The sequence below is a fragment of the Nocardioides alkalitolerans genome (genome assembly GCA_038184435.1).
Classification (GTDB): domain Bacteria; phylum Actinomycetota; class Actinomycetes; order Propionibacteriales; family Nocardioidaceae; genus Nocardioides; species Nocardioides alkalitolerans_A.
In genome coordinates this window covers 3,620,836-3,635,565 of record CP116227.1, presented here as the reverse complement: position 1 = coordinate 3,635,565, position 14,730 = coordinate 3,620,836, and the positions used below count along the sequence as shown (strand labels likewise).

At 74.1% G+C, this 14,730-nt stretch carries 13 protein-coding genes; 8 read left to right on the top strand and 5 right to left on the bottom strand.

What is annotated here, in order from left to right; all coding sequences use genetic code 11:
- Nucleotides 1–5: 5 nt before the first annotated feature.
- Together PIR53_17285 and PIR53_17280 are read right to left on the bottom strand one after the other, a co-directional pair.
- Nucleotides 6–1,205, bottom strand: coding sequence for an MFS transporter (locus tag PIR53_17285; protein WZH51758.1), 1,200 nt, complete (start codon nucleotides 1,203–1,205; stop codon nucleotides 6–8).
- Entirely contained in the window at nucleotides 1,198–1,764 is a 567-nt protein-coding gene (locus tag PIR53_17280) for a chromate resistance protein ChrB (GenBank protein WZH51757.1), read from the bottom strand. The genes PIR53_17285 and PIR53_17280 overlap by 8 nt, the downstream gene beginning before the upstream one ends.
- Before the next feature lie 73 nt (nucleotides 1,765–1,837).
- On the opposite strand from PIR53_17280, the gene PIR53_17275 reads away from it, so the two are divergent.
- The 3 genes from PIR53_17275 to PIR53_17265 all read left to right on the top strand — a co-directional run bounded on the left by PIR53_17275 (nucleotide 1,838) and on the right by PIR53_17265 (nucleotide 5,962).
- The gene (locus tag PIR53_17275; GenBank protein ID WZH51756.1) at nucleotides 1,838–2,344 is read left to right on the top strand and encodes a glutathione peroxidase; all 507 of its coding nucleotides are present in this window, start codon (nucleotides 1,838–1,840) and stop codon (nucleotides 2,342–2,344) included.
- A 235-nt stretch (nucleotides 2,345–2,579) separates the two neighbouring features.
- Nucleotides 2,580–4,562, top strand: a complete 1,983-nt coding sequence (locus tag PIR53_17270; GenBank protein ID WZH51755.1) for a glycosyltransferase family 2 protein — start codon at nucleotides 2,580–2,582, stop codon at nucleotides 4,560–4,562.
- Nucleotides 4,559–5,962: an acyltransferase gene (locus PIR53_17265; GenBank protein WZH51754.1), complete on the top strand. Its 1,404-nt coding sequence runs from the start codon at nucleotides 4,559–4,561 to the stop codon at nucleotides 5,960–5,962. Before PIR53_17270 ends, PIR53_17265 begins: the two co-directional genes overlap by 4 nt.
- Nucleotides 5,963–5,980: 18 nt before the next feature.
- Here PIR53_17265 and PIR53_17260 read toward each other — a convergent pair whose 3' ends face one another.
- The 3 genes from PIR53_17260 to PIR53_17250 form a co-directional block, all read right to left on the bottom strand.
- Complete coding sequence (locus PIR53_17260; protein ID WZH51753.1) at nucleotides 5,981–8,113, bottom strand: RecQ family ATP-dependent DNA helicase; 2,133 nt, start codon at nucleotides 8,111–8,113, stop codon at nucleotides 5,981–5,983.
- 80 nt (nucleotides 8,114–8,193) lie between these two features.
- Complete coding sequence (locus PIR53_17255; protein WZH51752.1) at nucleotides 8,194–8,355, bottom strand: hypothetical protein; 162 nt, start codon at nucleotides 8,353–8,355, stop codon at nucleotides 8,194–8,196.
- A 17-nt stretch (nucleotides 8,356–8,372) separates the two neighbouring features.
- Nucleotides 8,373–9,209, bottom strand: coding sequence for a hypothetical protein (locus PIR53_17250; GenBank protein ID WZH51751.1), 837 nt, complete (start codon nucleotides 9,207–9,209; stop codon nucleotides 8,373–8,375).
- Between the two features lie 282 nt (nucleotides 9,210–9,491).
- Here PIR53_17250 and PIR53_17245 point away from each other — a divergent pair, with 282 nt between their 5' ends.
- The 5 genes from PIR53_17245 (at nucleotide 9,492) to PIR53_17225 (ending at nucleotide 14,611) form a co-directional block, all read left to right on the top strand.
- Nucleotides 9,492–10,016, top strand: coding sequence for a hypothetical protein (locus PIR53_17245; protein WZH51750.1), 525 nt, complete (start codon nucleotides 9,492–9,494; stop codon nucleotides 10,014–10,016).
- A gap of 74 nt (nucleotides 10,017–10,090) precedes the next feature.
- Nucleotides 10,091–10,738 carry a copper chaperone PCu(A)C gene (locus PIR53_17240; GenBank protein ID WZH51749.1) on the top strand — a complete coding sequence of 216 codons (648 nt, stop codon included), beginning with the start codon at nucleotides 10,091–10,093 and terminating at the stop codon, nucleotides 10,736–10,738.
- Nucleotides 10,735–11,973, top strand: a complete 1,239-nt coding sequence (locus tag PIR53_17235; protein WZH51748.1) for a Dyp-type peroxidase — start codon at nucleotides 10,735–10,737, stop codon at nucleotides 11,971–11,973. Before PIR53_17240 ends, PIR53_17235 begins: the two co-directional genes overlap by 4 nt.
- A complete protein-coding gene (locus PIR53_17230; protein WZH51747.1) occupies nucleotides 11,970–12,566 on the top strand; it encodes a copper resistance protein CopC in 597 nt (198 codons plus the stop codon). Before PIR53_17235 ends, PIR53_17230 begins: the two co-directional genes overlap by 4 nt.
- Nucleotides 12,563–14,611 carry a cytochrome c oxidase assembly protein gene (locus tag PIR53_17225; protein WZH51746.1) on the top strand — a complete coding sequence of 683 codons (2,049 nt, stop codon included), beginning with the start codon at nucleotides 12,563–12,565 and terminating at the stop codon, nucleotides 14,609–14,611. The genes PIR53_17230 and PIR53_17225 overlap by 4 nt, the downstream gene beginning before the upstream one ends.
- Nucleotides 14,612–14,730 lie beyond the last annotated feature (119 nt).

Genomic DNA, 14,730 nt, shown 5'->3' with positions numbered 1-14,730 from the left:
TCGGATCACCTCGGCCCGGACCACCGCGGCCGGTGGAGCACCACCACGAGCAGCACGGCCGCGACCACCTGCGCGACGGCGACGACGCCGACGAGCACCCAGCGGTGCTGCTCGTAGAGGCCGCCCGCCACCACCCCGCCCGCCAGTGCGGCGCCCCCTTGGAAGGCGGCGAAGACGCCGTACGCCGTCGCCAGGCGCTCCCGCGGCACCAGGTCCGCGACGAGCGCCTTCACCGTCGAGTCCTGCACGCCGGCGGCGAGGGCCCACAGGGCCAGCCCGACGAGGACGAGGTCGAGCCGGCCGGCCAACGCGAGGACGGGGACGAGCGCGACGATCGGCGCCAGGACGTGGAGCACCCGTCCCTTCCACCGGTCGTAGGCCCAGCCCGTCGCCAGCGCGCCCACCGCCGCGACGAGCATCGCGCCCGCGTAGACGAGCGGCACCGCGGTCACCGTCACCAGCCCCGCGTCGACGAGGTGGAAGGAGAGCACCCCGAACGTCGTCAGACCCGCCGTCGTGGCGGCGACGGCGGCGGCGAAGAGGAAGAACGGTCGGGGCAGGGCCGCGCGGGGGAGGTCCACCGGCGTGCGCAGCACGTGCTCGCGGGGCGCCAACCGCGACCGGAGCACCGCCAGCAGCAGGAGGGCGACGGCCCCCGGCACGGCCAGCAGGGCCAGGGAGGTCGCCATGCTCGCGCCCACCGCGAGCAGGCCCGCGACGGCGAGCGGCCCCGCGAAGGCCCCCACCTGGTCCAGGGCCTTGTGCACCGCGAACCCCTTGCCCCGCCCGACCTGCCGTGCGACGTCGGCGAGCAGCGCCGACTTCGACGGGCTCCGCACCGCCTTGCCGGCCCGCTCCAGCAGGATCAGCACGGCCGCGACCCCGAGCCCCGCCGCGCCCAGCGCCGGCGCGACCGCCAGCAGCGGCACGCAGACCGCGGTCATGCCGTACCCCACCACCGTCAGCATCCAGTGCCGCCCCCAGCGGTCGGCGAGCGGGCCGGAGACCAGCCGCAGCACCAGGGCCATCGCCTCCCCGGCACCCGTGACGAGCCCCACGACCAGCGCCGAGGCACCGAGCGCCGCCAGGTAGGGACCCGCGACCGCGCGCATGCCCTCGTAGACCATGTCGGCGCACAGGCTGACGAGCCCGAAGACGGTGACGGTGCGCCAGGCCGACCACGTCGACCGAGCACGCTCAGTCATCGGTGAGGTCGTCGCTCGGCAGGTTGGCCGCGAAGACGAGCTCGGCGTAGCCGGCCAGCTCCTCCGCCACCGCCGCCAACCGCGCGGTGGCGTCGGTGGCCTCGGGCAGGCCCAGGGCGTCGCGCCGCAGGAGGTCGCGGTGCCAGCGCCGCAGCCGCTCGAGGCTCTGCTCCTCCTCCTCGAGCTCGCCGAACGTCAGCTTCTGCTGCGCGATCTCCTTCGCGATCTCGGCGCTCAGCTTCCCGCAGTCGCGCACCAGCTCGGCCCACTCGTCCCGCCGCACCGCCTCGAAGGCGTCGCGCAGGAGGCCGAGGTCGTCGGAGCCGTACGGCGCGGCCACCAGCACCGTCATGGCCCCGCCGCCGCGCTCGACGAGCTCCCGGACCGTCGGCAGGTGGTCGGTGAACGCCGGCAGGTCGGGCAGCGTCCACACGCCCGCGGCGGCGGGGACGGCGCCGGCGCGCCGCAGCTCGCGCCAGACGGCCACCCGGTGCCGGGACGGCTGGGCCGGGACCTTCGGCACGACCAGCAACCACCGCAGCTCCGTAGCACTCGTCACGCGGCGGAATGTAGCAACCGTTACACGGACACGCGTGACGGGCGGGGTCGGAGCAGCGCCGTACCCTGCCTGCATGACCCTTCTCGACACCCCCATCGCCCGCCTCGACGGCACCCCCGCGACCCTCGGCGAGATCACGGGCGGGCGCCCTGCCCTGCTGGTCAACGTGGCGAGCAAGTGCGGGCTGACGCCGCAGTACGAGGCCCTCGAGCAGCTCGCCGAGACCTACGCCGACCGGCTCGCCGTCGTGGGCCTGCCCTGCAACCAGTTCGGCGGCCAGGAGCCCGGCACCAGCGAGGAGATCGCCGAGTTCTGCTCCGCGACCTACGGCGTCTCCTTCCCGATGACCGAGAAGATCGAGGTCAACGGCGAGGGCCGGCACGCGGTGTACGACGCGCTCGTGGGCCAGCCGTACGCCGACGAGGGCGGCTTCAAGAAGAACCCCGAGCCCGGTGACGTGCAGTGGAACTTCGAGAAGTTCCTCGTCGACGCCGACGGCCGCGTCGTGGCCCGGTTCGCGCCGACGACGACGCCCGACGACCCGGCGCTCGTGGCCGCGGTACAGGGCCTGGTCGGCTGATCGGCTGGTCAGCTGATCGACTGATCCCGGCACGCCACTGAGGAGCGGTGCGGTCTAGACCACTCACCCTCCTCAGATTTAACTCAAGACTTCTGCAAGGCCCGCGCGTTGAGCAACCAGGGTGCCGGATCCGCAGCGCTGCGGATCCGTCTGGGGAGCAGAGCGCACCGCCACGTCCACGCCGCCCGGGCACGTCCCGGGCGGCGCTCGTCGCGAGGGTCAAGGGGAGTCGCACGTGTCCACACCGCCGGAGGCACCGACACCGATCGAGCTGCACCAGCGCCAGGCCGAGGCCCGGTTGCGCCAGCACCTGCAGGTGCTGACCGGCCACGTCGAGGCCGAGCCGCACGAGACACGACCCTCGGCCGCTCCCCTCTGGCTCGACCACCTGCCGGGCATCCCCTGGCGTCGTACCGGCCAGGACCTCGTCGCGGTCATCGACCCCGTGTGGATCGCGCCGGGCAGCGCCTCGGCGCGGATGCACGCGAGCCAGGCCGTGCTGGTGGACGTCACGCACCACCTCGTCCCCCACCTCCAGCCCGGCGAGCGCGTCGAGGCGACCCACGACGGTCTCCTCGTCTTCCGGCTCCACCACACGGGTCACGGCGCGCGTCCGGTGCGCCTGCAGGAGATGGCCTACTTCACGCTCGAGGCCCTGGGGCGTCTCGGCGGGTCGGTGCACAACGTCGAGCTCGGCGTCGGCTGGGCCCCGATCACGCACCGCATCGACGAGGCCCGCGCCGTCCGGATGGCCACCGACGGGGCCCGGCACTCGGTCGCGCAGCGCGACTTCCAGCCCGTCGGGCGGCACGCGGACGAGCGGGAGGCGGTGATCTCGCGCCGCACCTTCACGGCGCAGATCCTCATCGCCACCGTCGGCGCCTTCGTGCTGCCGCTGGTGCTGCTCTTCGCGACGTACGCCCTGGGGCTCGACATCTCCGGCGCCGTCTACTGGGCCGTGGTCGGCGCGCTGGCCATCACCGCCACGGCGATCTGGGCGGAGTGCTTCGCCTCCCTCGACCCCACGCCCCCGCCGCCGCTGCCCGAGGGCGCGGACGGCGAGGCGCCGCCGGCGTCGGCGATCATCGCGGCCTACCTGCCCAACGAGGCCGACACCATCCTGGAGACGCTCGACGCGTTCCTCGCTCAGCAGTACTCGGGCGGCCTCCAGGTCGTGCTGGCCTACAACAGCCCCACCGACCTGCCCGTCGAGGCCGAGCTCGCGAAGCTCGCCGACGAGCACCCCGGGCTCGTCATCCTGAAGGTGCCGGACAGCACCTCGAAGGCGCAGAACGTCAACGCCGCCCTGCGCGTCACCACCGGCGAGTTCATCGGCATCTTCGACGCCGACCACCACCCGATGCCGGGCGCGTTCGAGCGCGCCTGGCACTGGATCGCCGACGGCGCCGACGTCGTGCAGGGCCACTGCGTCATCCGCGACGCCGACACGCCGCTGGCGCGGATCGTGGCGGTGGAGTTCGAGCAGCTGTACGCCGTGGCGCACCCCGGCCGCACCCTGCTGCACGGCTTCGGCATCTTCGGTGGCTCCAACGGCTACTGGCGCCGCGACACCCTCCAGCAGCTGCGGCTGCGGGGCTCCTACCTGACGGAGGACATCGAGGCCTCGATGCGCCTGCTGCTCGCCGGCGGCCGCATCGTCAACGACCCCGGCCTCGTCAGCCGCGAGCTCGCCCCGCCGAGCCCCACCGCCTGGTGGCGGCAGCGGCTGCGCTGGGCGCAGGGCTGGTTCCAGGTGTCGCTGCGGCACCTGTGGCCGCTGCTCCTCACCTCGGGTCTCGACGCGCGCCGCAAGCTGGGTGTGCTGTTCCTCCTCGCGTGGCGCGAGCTCTACCCGTGGGTCGTGCAGCTGGTCTGGCCGCTGATGCTGTTCCTCGCCTGGCGGGACCAGGGCATCGACCTCAGCTCGCCGATCTTCTTCTTCCTCAGCCTCTACATCATCAGCTCGGGCGCCGTGCAGACCCTCGTGGCCTGGCGCGTCGCCGTACCGGAGGTGCGGAAGCACACCCGGTGGTTCGCGGCGTACGCCCTCGCGAACGTCGTGTTCTACACCGGCGCCAAGAACCTGGTGAACCGCGTGGCCCACCTCAAGCAGCTGCGGGGCGAGCGCGAGTGGGTCGTCACGGCCCGCACCGCCGCGACCGACGGCACGGCCGCGACGGTCCACCCGCGCGACACCTCGCGGAAGGCCGTGGCATGAGCGAGCAGCAGAACCACGAGGCGCCGTCCCGCGCGGCGCTGACCGGGGTCACCGGCACCTTCGAGAAGGCCTCGGCGTCGGCCGGCATCGGCAAGACCCGCGGCACCAGCGGCGGCGGCCGCGCGATCTACCCGCTCGGCTGGCTGCGCGGCGTCGCCGCGCTGCTCGTCGTGATCGTGCACGCCTACATGTGGAACCGCACGGGGCCGTTCGGCACCTGGCCCTACGACGGCGTCGGCCACCAGCTCATGTACGGCGTCGACCTGTTCGTCGACATGTTCTTCGTGCTGTCCGGGTTCGTCATGTGGCTCCCGCTCGCGGCCGCCGCGCTCACCGGCAAGCCCGGCCGTGGCGGCGCGCTCACCCTGGCGAAGCGCCTCGCGCGCGTGCTGCCGCTCTACTGGGTGCTGACGATCATCGTGTGGGCCTGGAGCAACCCGAACCTCCCGGGCCACTGGGAGGACCTGCTCCTGCACCTGACGTTCACGCACGTCTACTCCGACCAGTACATCTTCTGGACCAACGGCCCCGCCTGGACGCTCGCCGTCGAGTTCCACTTCTACGTGCTCATCGCCCTCGTGACGCCGTTGATGCACCGGGCGGTCGTCAAGGCGAAGTCGAAGGACGAGCGGATCGCGCTCGCCCTCGGCGTACCGCTCGTGCTCACCATCACCGGGCTCGTCTACATCGCGTGGGTGACCCAGATCGCGCGGCCCGCGACGACGGACTGGTCGATCATCTTCTCGCCGATCGGCAAGTCCACCGACTTCGGCATCGGCATGCTGCTCGCCGTCTTCACGGTCGCGGGTGTGAAGCTGAGCCGCCCCACCCGCGCCGCCTGCGCGATCGTCGGCGCCGGATCGGCGCTGGCCCTCGCGCTCGTGCGGCCCATCGACACGCTGCAGCAGGAGTGGTGGCACCCGGGCTACGCCATCGCCGTCGCCGTCTTCATGGCCTCGATCGTGCTCCACTCCGGGCCGTGGCCCCGGGTGCTGTCGTGGGGACCGCTCGCCTGGCTCGGTGGCCTCGGCTACGGCATCTACCTCATCCACGAGCCCGTCATGCGGTGGGTCGGCAGCATGGGCCTGCTCCCTGAGAAGGCCCCCGGCCACATCTTCTGGATCACGTCGATCTGCGTCGCCGTGCCGACGATCGCCCTGGCGTGGGTGAGCGCGAACACCGTCGAGCTCATCGGCGAGAAGCTGCTCGCGACCGTGGACCGCAACGGTCGGCCGCGCAACTACTACCCGCACCTGCCCGACGAGGCACCGCGTCCCCCGCGGCGAGGAGCGGCCGGCGGGCCCGCCGAGGCCCCCGCCGCTCCGACCGGGCCCTGGCGACTGCCGGCGCTGGCGCGCTCGGTCCTCGGACGCTCGACGCTGGCGCGGTCGGGCGGCTGAGGCGGGCCGCTGCCGGGCTCAGCTGCCGGCGGCCAGCACCAGCGGTCGCACGGTCTCGACCCCGGCCTCGGACAGGGCGTGCGCCGCGAGCGTGAGGCACCAGCCGCTGCCGATCCGGTCGTCGACCAGGAGCACCTCGCGCGGCGGCGGCCCGTCGTGCTGCGACAGGTCGAGGGCGAAGCGCTGTCCCACGGCCGCCACCCGCCGCGCCGAGTTCGCCGCACCCGCCCCCGGCGGGACGGACGGGTCGACGACCGCCCAGGTGCCGACGATCGGCACCTGCAGGTAGCGCGACAGCCCGGAGGCCAGGTCGTGCACGAGCGTCGGCCGGCTGGTCGAGTCGACGACGACGATCGCGTCGACCGAGGGGCGCCACTCCTGCAGCACCTCGACGACCGCGCGCACGAGCGGCGTCGGCACCGGGCCGTCGACCGGACCGTCGGGGCCCTCGCGGAAGAGGTCGCGCAGGGCCTGGCCGTGGCCGAGGTCGGTGAGGCGCGCGACGGCGCGGCCCTCCGCGGCCGGCCGCTTCAGCTTGCCCTTGAGCGCGATCCCGAGCCGGTCGAGGCCGGTCGGCCACATCTTGCGCGGCTCGACGACGACCCCGGGGCGGTCGAGGCGGGCCCGCGCCTCGGCGACCGCGCTCTCGTCGACGCTGGTCGAGACGCGGAGGCCGCCGCAGTTGTCGCAACGGCCGCAGTCGCCCTCGGGTCCGTCGGCGACCGGGTCGTCGAGCTGCTCGCGGAGGAAGCGCATGCGGCACACGTCGGTCTCGAGGTAGGCCAGCATCGCCTCCTGCTCCCGCTGCCGGGCCTCCGCGACGCGGGCGTAGCGCTCCGCGTCGTACTCCCACGGTCGACCCGTGGACTCCCACCCGCCCTTGACGCGGCGCACCGCGCCGTCGACGTCGAGCACCTTGAGCATCGTCTCGAGCCGGTTGCGGCCGAGCTCGACCTCCGTCTCGAGCGTGGCGGTCGACAGGGGACGACCCGCGACGTCGAGCACCTCGAGCGTCTGGCGCACCAGGCGCTCGGGTGGGAAGGCGAGCGAGCCGAAGTAGGCCCAGATGTCCCGGTCCTCGCGCCCCGGCAGCAGCACCACGTCGGCACGGTCGGCGCCGCGCCCGGCGCGGCCGACCTGCTGGTAGTAGCTCACCGGCGAGCTCGGCGCCCCCAGGTTGACCACGAACCCGAGCGTGGCGTCGAAGCCCATGCCGAGCGCGCTGGTGGCGACGAGCGCCTTGATCTCCCCGGCGACGAGCGCCGCCTCGAGTGAAGCGCGCTCGGTGGGCTCGGTCTGGCCGGAGTAGGCCGCCACCGCGTACCCGTGGTCGCGCAGGTGCTGCGCCACCTCCTGCGTCTGGGCGACGGTCAGGCAGTAGACGATCCCCGAGCCGTCGAGCTCGCGCAGGTGCTCCGCCAGCCACGCGAGCCGCTGCTCGCTCGTGCGCAGCCGCACGACACCGAGGTGGAGGGACTCCCGGTCGAGCGACCCGCGCCGCACCAGCACCTCCTCGCCCGCCACCTCCAGCTGCTCGGCGACGTCGGTCGTCACGCGTTGGTTGGCGGTCGCCGTCGTCGCCAGCACCGGTACGCCGCGCGGCAGCTCCGCGAGCAGCGTGCGGATCCGGCGGTAGTCGGGCCGGAAGTCGTGGCCCCAGTCGGAGATGCAGTGGGCCTCGTCCACCACGAGCAGGCCGGTGGTCGCCGACAGCCGCGGCAGCACCTCGTCGCGGAACGACGGGTTGTTGAGGCGCTCCGGCGAGACCAGCAGCACGTCGACCTCGCCCGCGGCCACCGCCGCGTGTGCCTCGTCCCACTGCTCGAGGTTGGTCGAGTTGATGGTGACCGCGCGGATGCCCGCCCGCGACGCCGCCTCGATCTGGTTGCGCATGAGCGCAAGCAGCGGCGAGACGATCACCGTCGGCCCCGCCCCCCGGGCGCGCAGCAGGGCGGTCGCCACGAAGTAGACCGCCGACTTGCCCCAGCCCGTGCGCTGCACGACCAGCGCGCGGCGCTTGTCGAGCGCCAGCGCCTCGATCGCGGCCCACTGGTCGTCGTGGAGCCGCGCGTCGTCGCGGCCCACGATCGCGCGCAGGTGCTGCTCGGCCTCGGCGCGCACGGCGGTGCGATCGGTGCGGTCGTCTCCCATGCGTCCTTCCTAGCAGCGGGGGACGACAAGACGCGACGCGCGGGCGTCGGGGCTGTGGAGGACCGGCCGGGCTGGTGCCCTCAGACGACGACCGCCACCAGGGCGACCAGTGCGACCACGAACGCGATGACCGCGAGGACGAACCACGTCCCCCGCTTGCCCCGCCCGAGCCGCGGCGGCGGCTCGTCGGGACCGAGTGGCGTCCGGTCGGGCTCGCGCGGCACCTCGTAGTGCGGACCCATGGCGGGGTGCATCGGCCTCAGTCCCCCAGCTCCGCCACCGACGCCAGCGCGTCGTCGAACTCGTCCTCCGAAGCCGGCGTCACGACCCCCACGGACACGTTCGCGATGGGCGCCGAGAACGCGTCGATGCTCCACTCGTCGTCGTACCGCAGCACGCCGACCGCCCCCAGGTAGGTCTCGCCCTCCCACGCGTAGAGCACGAGGTACTCCCGCCGCTCGTCCGCGCCGACCAGCTCCGCCGCCCGCTCGTAGTTCTCGGCGAGCCGCTCGGGGCCCTCCAGCCGCTCGATGCGCTGCGCGGTCAACCCCGCGAGGCGCCCGGAGTCGAGGTCGTCGCGGAGCTCCTGGGCCGAGGGGGCGTCGTCGGACAGCGGCGTCACCTGGTCCTGGCTGAGGTCGGGCACGAGCAGGCTGTAGGTCAACCGACGGATCTGGTCCGCCGCCCCGCCCTCGCGGGCCACGACGCCGAGACCAGCGAAGAAGTCGTCGTCCCCCGGAAGGATGTTCGGGTTGTAGGGCGCGTAGGCCTCCAGGTACTCCAGGCTCCCCACGAAGTCCGACCCCCGCGCCTGCTCGCCCGCGCTCCAGGCGCTGAGCGCCGCCTCCGCGTCGCCGTCCGCCAGGCTCTCGGTGGAGAACTCGATCGCCTCCTCGGGACTGGCGAACCCGCGACCCTCCTCGTCGTCACCGCCGACCGTCTGCAGCACGAGCAGCGCCCCGAGCAGGAGGGCGACGACCGTCAGCACCGCGACGAGGACCCACGGCAGGGCCGCGCCGCGACGGCGACCGGAGGGCACCGGCCCGGGCGGGGGCGAGGGAGGCGTGCCGTACGTCGCGGGCGGCTGCATCGTCATGCCTCGGCATGCTGCACATCCGGGGGCCTGGCGAAACCCCCGGTCGTGGTGCCAGGCCGCCACTTTCCGCACGGCTCGCACCACGACCCGGGGGCCCCCGCGGGGCGAGGGCAAGGTGCCGGGGGCCCGGAAAAGTGCGGCTGGGACACGCCGGCCCGCAGCCGGGCTGTACCAACCGCACAGTTGCGACCCCGGGGAGGGCCCCCGGCGAATCCGCACTCGCGGCGGGTCGGAGGCATACTGCTGGCAGACGCCCGACCGCCTGCCCGTCCGGAGGCCCCGATGCCCGCCGCACCGCTGCGCGCCCCCCGCGCGCTCTGCGCGGGTGCCGTTGCGGGCGCAGGCGCGGCGATCGCCCACGTGGGCGCCGGCGCCTCCCTCCCCCCGGTCTGGCTCCTGGCGACGGTGGTGGCGCTCGGCACGCTCGTCAGCGCCCCGCTCACCCGCCACCGGCTCGACCTCACGGGACTCGCCGGGGTCGCGCTCGTCGCCCAGGCCGTGTTCCACGGCGGCTTCATGCTCCACGCGCCCGGCGAGAGCCACGCACTGGGCGCCATGGCCCTCAGCCACACCCTCGCCGCGGCGGCGACCGTCACGGTCGCCCTCGGCGCCGAGCGCGCGTGGTGGCGGGTCGTCGACGCCGCGCTCACCCGCCTCCTCCCCCGTACGTCGCACCCCACCGCCCCGCCCTCCCTCGGTCGCCTGCCCTCCCCGGCCGCGCCCGACGGCCCGGTGCTGCGCCTGGTGGCGGCGCCGCGGCGTACCCGGGGTCCCCCGGCGCTCCGCGCCCTCGCCCTCCCGGCCTGAGCGTCCCTGGCAGACAGGTGACGCCTCGGCCGTCACCTGCGCGCGCCGCGCGCCCACCACCAGGAGAACCCTCCGTGAAGCTGAACCAGACCACCACCCTGCGTGCCCGCACCGCCCTCGTCGGCGGGGCCGCCGCTGTCGCGCTGCTGCTGTCCGCCTGCGGGTCGGACTCCTCCGACGACGCCACGGGCTCCTCGTCCGCCGGCTCGTCCGACACGTCCGACGCGACCGACGGGACGGACGCCGAGGCCGCCGCCCTGAGCGTCACCGACCCCTGGATCAAGGCGACCGACGACGACATGACGGCGATGTTCGGCACGATCGTCAACGACACGGACGCCGACATCACCGTCGTCGGCGCCTCCACCGACGTCGCCGGCACCGTCGAGCTGCACGAGGTCGTCGCAGGCGACGGCGGCGCCATGGTCATGCAGCCCAAGGAGGGCGGCTTCACCGTGCCCGCCGGGGGCTCGCACGAGCTGGAGGCCGGCGGCGACCACGTCATGCTCATGGACCTCACCGGCCCGCTCGAGGCCGGCCAGGACGTCACCGTCACCCTCGAGCTCGCCGACGGCTCCACCCGGGACGTCACCGCCGTCGTGAAGCCGTTCACCGGTGCGGACGAGGAGTACGCGGGCGGCATGGACATGGGTGACGAGGACATGGACCACGGCGACCACGGCGACCACGGCGACCACGGCGACCACTCCGAGGACCAGTGACCGGACTCAACCGGCGCAACCTGCTCGCCTCCGGCGCCGCCGCCCTCGGCGGCGCCGGGGTCGGGTGGGGCACGCGCGGGCTGCGCGAGCCCGACGGGAACGGCAGGAGCGGCACCGAGCCCGCCTCGACCGAGCCCGCCGGCGAGCGGGTCACCGGCGGCGACACGATCGACTTCCACGGCGTGCACCAGGCCGGGATCGACACCGCCGCACAGGCGCACCTCAGCCTCGTCGGCCTCGACCTGCTCGAGGGCGGCGGCGTCGACGAGCTCGGTCGCATGATGCGGCTGCTCAGCGACGACGCCGCGCGGTTCACGTCGGGCCGGGGCGCGCTCGCCGACACCGAGCCGGAGCTCGCGGCCAGCCCCGCCCGGCTGACGGTGACCTTCGGCTTCGGTCCGCGGGTGCTGCGGATGCTGCGTCCGGCCTACGACCCGGGGCTGCAGGAGCTGCCGGCCTTCCCCCTCGACCAGCTCGACCCGGCGTGGGGCCAGACCGACGTGGTGGTGCAGATCTGCACCGACGACCCGATGACCCTGAGCCACGTGCGGCGCATGCTGCTCAAGGACGCCGCGCCGTTCGCCACCACCCGGTGGGTGCAGGACGGCTTCCGCCGCGCCCGCGGCACCGAGGCGGCCGGCACCACGATGCGCAACCTGATGGGCCAGGTCGACGGCACGGTGAACCTGCCGGCCGACGACCACGCCGACCTGCTGTGGAGCACGGGCCGGGCGTCGGGGTTCGACGGCGGCACGTTCATGGTGGTGCGTCGGATCGAGATGGACCTCGTCGACTGGGACCGCACCGACCGCGTCGCGCGCGAGTTCTCGGTCGGCCGGAAGCTCGCCGACGGAGCTCCGCTGACGGGCTCCGCCGAGCACGACGAGCCCGACTTCGAGGCCGTCGACGCCGTCGGGTTCCCCGTCATCGACCCGGCCAGCCACGTCGCCCGGATGCGCAGCGCGAACACGGACGAGCGGTTCCTGCGCCGTGGTTACAACTACACGACGCCCGACGGTGGTGCGGGGCTCCTGTTCCTCGCCTTCGCGGCCGACGTGGACCGGCAGTTCGTGCCCGTCCAGCAGCGGATGGACGAGCTCGACCTGCTCAACGAGTGGGTGACGACGATCGGCTCGGCGGTCTACGCCGTGCCCCCGGCCTGCGTGGAGGGCGATTTCGTCGGCCGCGAGATGCTGGGACTGTCGTCACCGACGACCTCTGGAGGAGATGCATGACCCGCCGTACCCCCGCCCTGCTCGGCGCGCTCGCCGCCGCCGTGCTGGGCCCGCTCGTGCTGGCGCTCGCCCTCGCGGCGCCTGCGCAGGCGCACGCGTCGCTCGTCGCGTCCTCCCCCGAGGACGGCGCGAGCGTCGCGACGCTGCCCGACGAGGTCTCGCTGACGTTCAGCCAGGAGGTGCGCGCCCCGGCGTACGTCGTGGTGACCGGTCCCGGGGGTGACCTCGCCGCGGGCGACCCCGCGATCGACGGGGACACCGTCACGCAGGCGGTCACCGCAGGACCGGCGGGCGACTACAGCCTCACCTTCCGCGTGGTCTCCTCCGACGGGCACCCCATCACGGGGGAGGTGACGTTCACGGTCACCGAGGGCGACGGGTCGACGCCCGACAGCTCGGCCGCCGTCGACGACCCCGAGGTCGCCGGAGCGGGCACCACCGATCCCGCCGCGGACGACACCGACGAGGCGGCCGCAGCCGCGCCCGAGGAGGGCTGGTGGTCCCGTCACGCCGACCACGTGCTCCTGTTCGGCGGTCTCGTGGTGATGTCCGGGGGGCTCCTCTACCTCGCGATGCGGAGGCCCACGGAATGACGACGACGAGCACGGACGAGCGCCCCGCCCCCCTCACCGAGGAGGAGCGGCGGCAGCTCGGCGAGCAGCGGCGACGCCTCGGGGTGGGGCTCCTCGGCCTCGCTGTCGCGGGCCTGGCCGCCATGTGGCTGCTGCTGGAGCTCGCCGGCGGCGCCCCCCAGGCGCCGCCCGCGGGCATCCCCGACCCGGGTGCGCTCACGGGCTGGGCCATCCCGGTCCTCGAGCTCGTGACCCACGCGGCAGCGATCGTCGTGGTGGCCTGCCTCGTCGTGCCCGTGCTCGTCGTCCGCCGTCTCGCCGACGAGCTCGGCCGCGCCAGCCACCGGGCGGTGCGCACCGCCACCTGGGCGGCCGTCGTCTGGTTCGTCGCCGCGCTCGCGCAGGGCGTCTTCACGGTCTCCGACCTCTTCGCCCAGCCCGTGGGCGAGCTGGAGTGGCGGGCGGTGCAGACCTACTTCGTCGACGTCAGCCAGGGCCAGGCGGCGACCACCCAGCTGGTGCTCGTCGCCGTGCTCGCCGTCATGACGCGGTGGGTGGCCACCGCCCGCGAGAGCACGGGCCTGCTCCTCGTCGCGCTCGTCGCGCTCGTGCCGCCGCTGCTCACCGGCCACTCCGCGAGCTCCGGCTCCCACGACCTCGCCATCGTCAGCATGATCGTGCACGTCCTCGCGGCCGTCGTGTGGATCGGTGGCGTCGTCGCCCTGTGGTGGCACCTCGCCGACGCGCCCGTGGCGCGCGCCCGGGCCGCCCGGCGGTTCGCCGGCGTCGCCGCCTGGGCCTTCGCCGCGACCGGGGTCTCCGGCATCCTCAACGCCGCCGTCCGCGTCGGCGGCCCGAGCGGGTTCCTCGACAGTGCCTACGGCCGTGGCGCGCTCGCCAAGATCGGCGTGCTCGTCGTCATCGGCGTCGTCGCCTGGCAGGTCCGTCGCCGCGCGCTGGCCGGGCTGGCGGACGGGGCCGCCGCGCGCCGTACCTTCCTCCTCCTCACCGCCACCGAGATCGGCTGGATGGCCGTCGCGGTCGGGCTCGGCGTCGCGCTCTCCCGCACGCCCCCGCCAGTGGAGGAGACCTACACCTCGGGGGCCGAGGCCCTCCTCGGGGCACCGATGCCGCCCGCGCCGACCCTCGAGCGCCTGCTCGTCGGGTTCAACCCGTCGGGCGTCGGGCTGCTCGTCGTGGTGGGCGGGCTCGCGGCGTACGTCGCCGGGGTCGTCGCCCTCCGCCGCCGCGGGGACCGGTGGCCGGTGCTCCGCACGGTCTCGTACGTCGCGGGTCTCGCCATCGTCGGGTACGCGACGCTCGGCGGGCTCGGGGTCTACAGCCACGTCATGTTCAGCGCCCACATGGTCAGCCACATGCTGCTCTCGATGGTCGCGCCGATCCTGCTCGTCGCCGGAGCGCCCATCACGCTCGCGCTCAACGCCCTGCCCGGCAGCGACGTCCGCGGCGGTCAGGGGCCGCGGCAGATCCTCGCGGCGGCGCTCCAGTCGCGGCCCGCGGCGATCCTGTCGCACCCCCTGGTGACGGCGGCGCTGTTCATCGGCAGCCTCTACGGCGTCTACTTCACCGGCGCGTTCGAGTGGCTGATGCAGAACCACCTCGGGCACGCCTGGATGGAGCTGCACTTCCTCATCACGGGCTACCTGTTCTACGAGTCGCTCGTCGGGATCGCGCCGGTGCCCCACCGGCTGCCCTACCTCGCGCGCCTCGGCATGCTCGTGGTGGTCGCGCCGTTCCACGCGTTCTTCTCGATCGCGCTCATGTCGAGCACGACGCCGGTGGGCGAGGGCTTCTACCGAGCGCTGGACCGGCCCTTCGCGCGCGACCTCGTCGCCGACCAGAACCTCGGCGGGTCGCTGTCGTGGGCGGTCGGGGAGATCCCGATCCTCATGGTCGTGCTGATCCTGCTGGCGCAGTGGTTCCGGCACGACCGGGCCGAGTCGAGCCGGCACGACCGGCGTGAGGAGGCCAGCGACGACGCGGCGCTGAAGGCCTACAACGAGCGCCTCGCGGCCATCGGACGCGAGGACGTCGAACGCCGCTGAGGGCGGTGGCAGCGGGGTGGTCATTTCCCCGGCTAGCCGGGGAACTATCCACTTTGACCATCAAATTTGATGGTCAAAGCGGTCGGTTCCCCGGCTAGCCGGGGAACCGACCGCTATCA

Excerpts from the sequence above, each read along its gene's own strand:
- PIR53_17285 (WZH51758.1), bottom strand. The coding sequence starts at position 1,205 with ATGACTGAGCGTGCTCGGTCGACGTGGTCGGCCTGGCGCACCGTCACC.
- PIR53_17275 (WZH51756.1), top strand. The coding sequence starts at position 1,838 with ATGACCCTTCTCGACACCCCCATCGCCCGCCTCGACGGCACCCCCGCG.
- PIR53_17265 (WZH51754.1), top strand. The coding sequence starts at position 4,559 with ATGAGCGAGCAGCAGAACCACGAGGCGCCGTCCCGCGCGGCGCTGACC.
- PIR53_17260 (WZH51753.1), bottom strand. The coding sequence starts at position 8,113 with ATGGGAGACGACCGCACCGATCGCACCGCCGTGCGCGCCGAGGCCGAG.
- PIR53_17255 (WZH51752.1), bottom strand. The coding sequence starts at position 8,355 with ATGGGTCCGCACTACGAGGTGCCGCGCGAGCCCGACCGGACGCCACTC.
- PIR53_17250 (WZH51751.1), bottom strand. The coding sequence starts at position 9,209 with ATGACGATGCAGCCGCCCGCGACGTACGGCACGCCTCCCTCGCCCCCG.
- PIR53_17245 (WZH51750.1), top strand. The coding sequence starts at position 9,492 with ATGCCCGCCGCACCGCTGCGCGCCCCCCGCGCGCTCTGCGCGGGTGCC.
- PIR53_17230 (WZH51747.1), top strand. The coding sequence starts at position 11,970 with ATGACCCGCCGTACCCCCGCCCTGCTCGGCGCGCTCGCCGCCGCCGTG.
- PIR53_17225 (WZH51746.1), top strand. The coding sequence starts at position 12,563 with ATGACGACGACGAGCACGGACGAGCGCCCCGCCCCCCTCACCGAGGAG.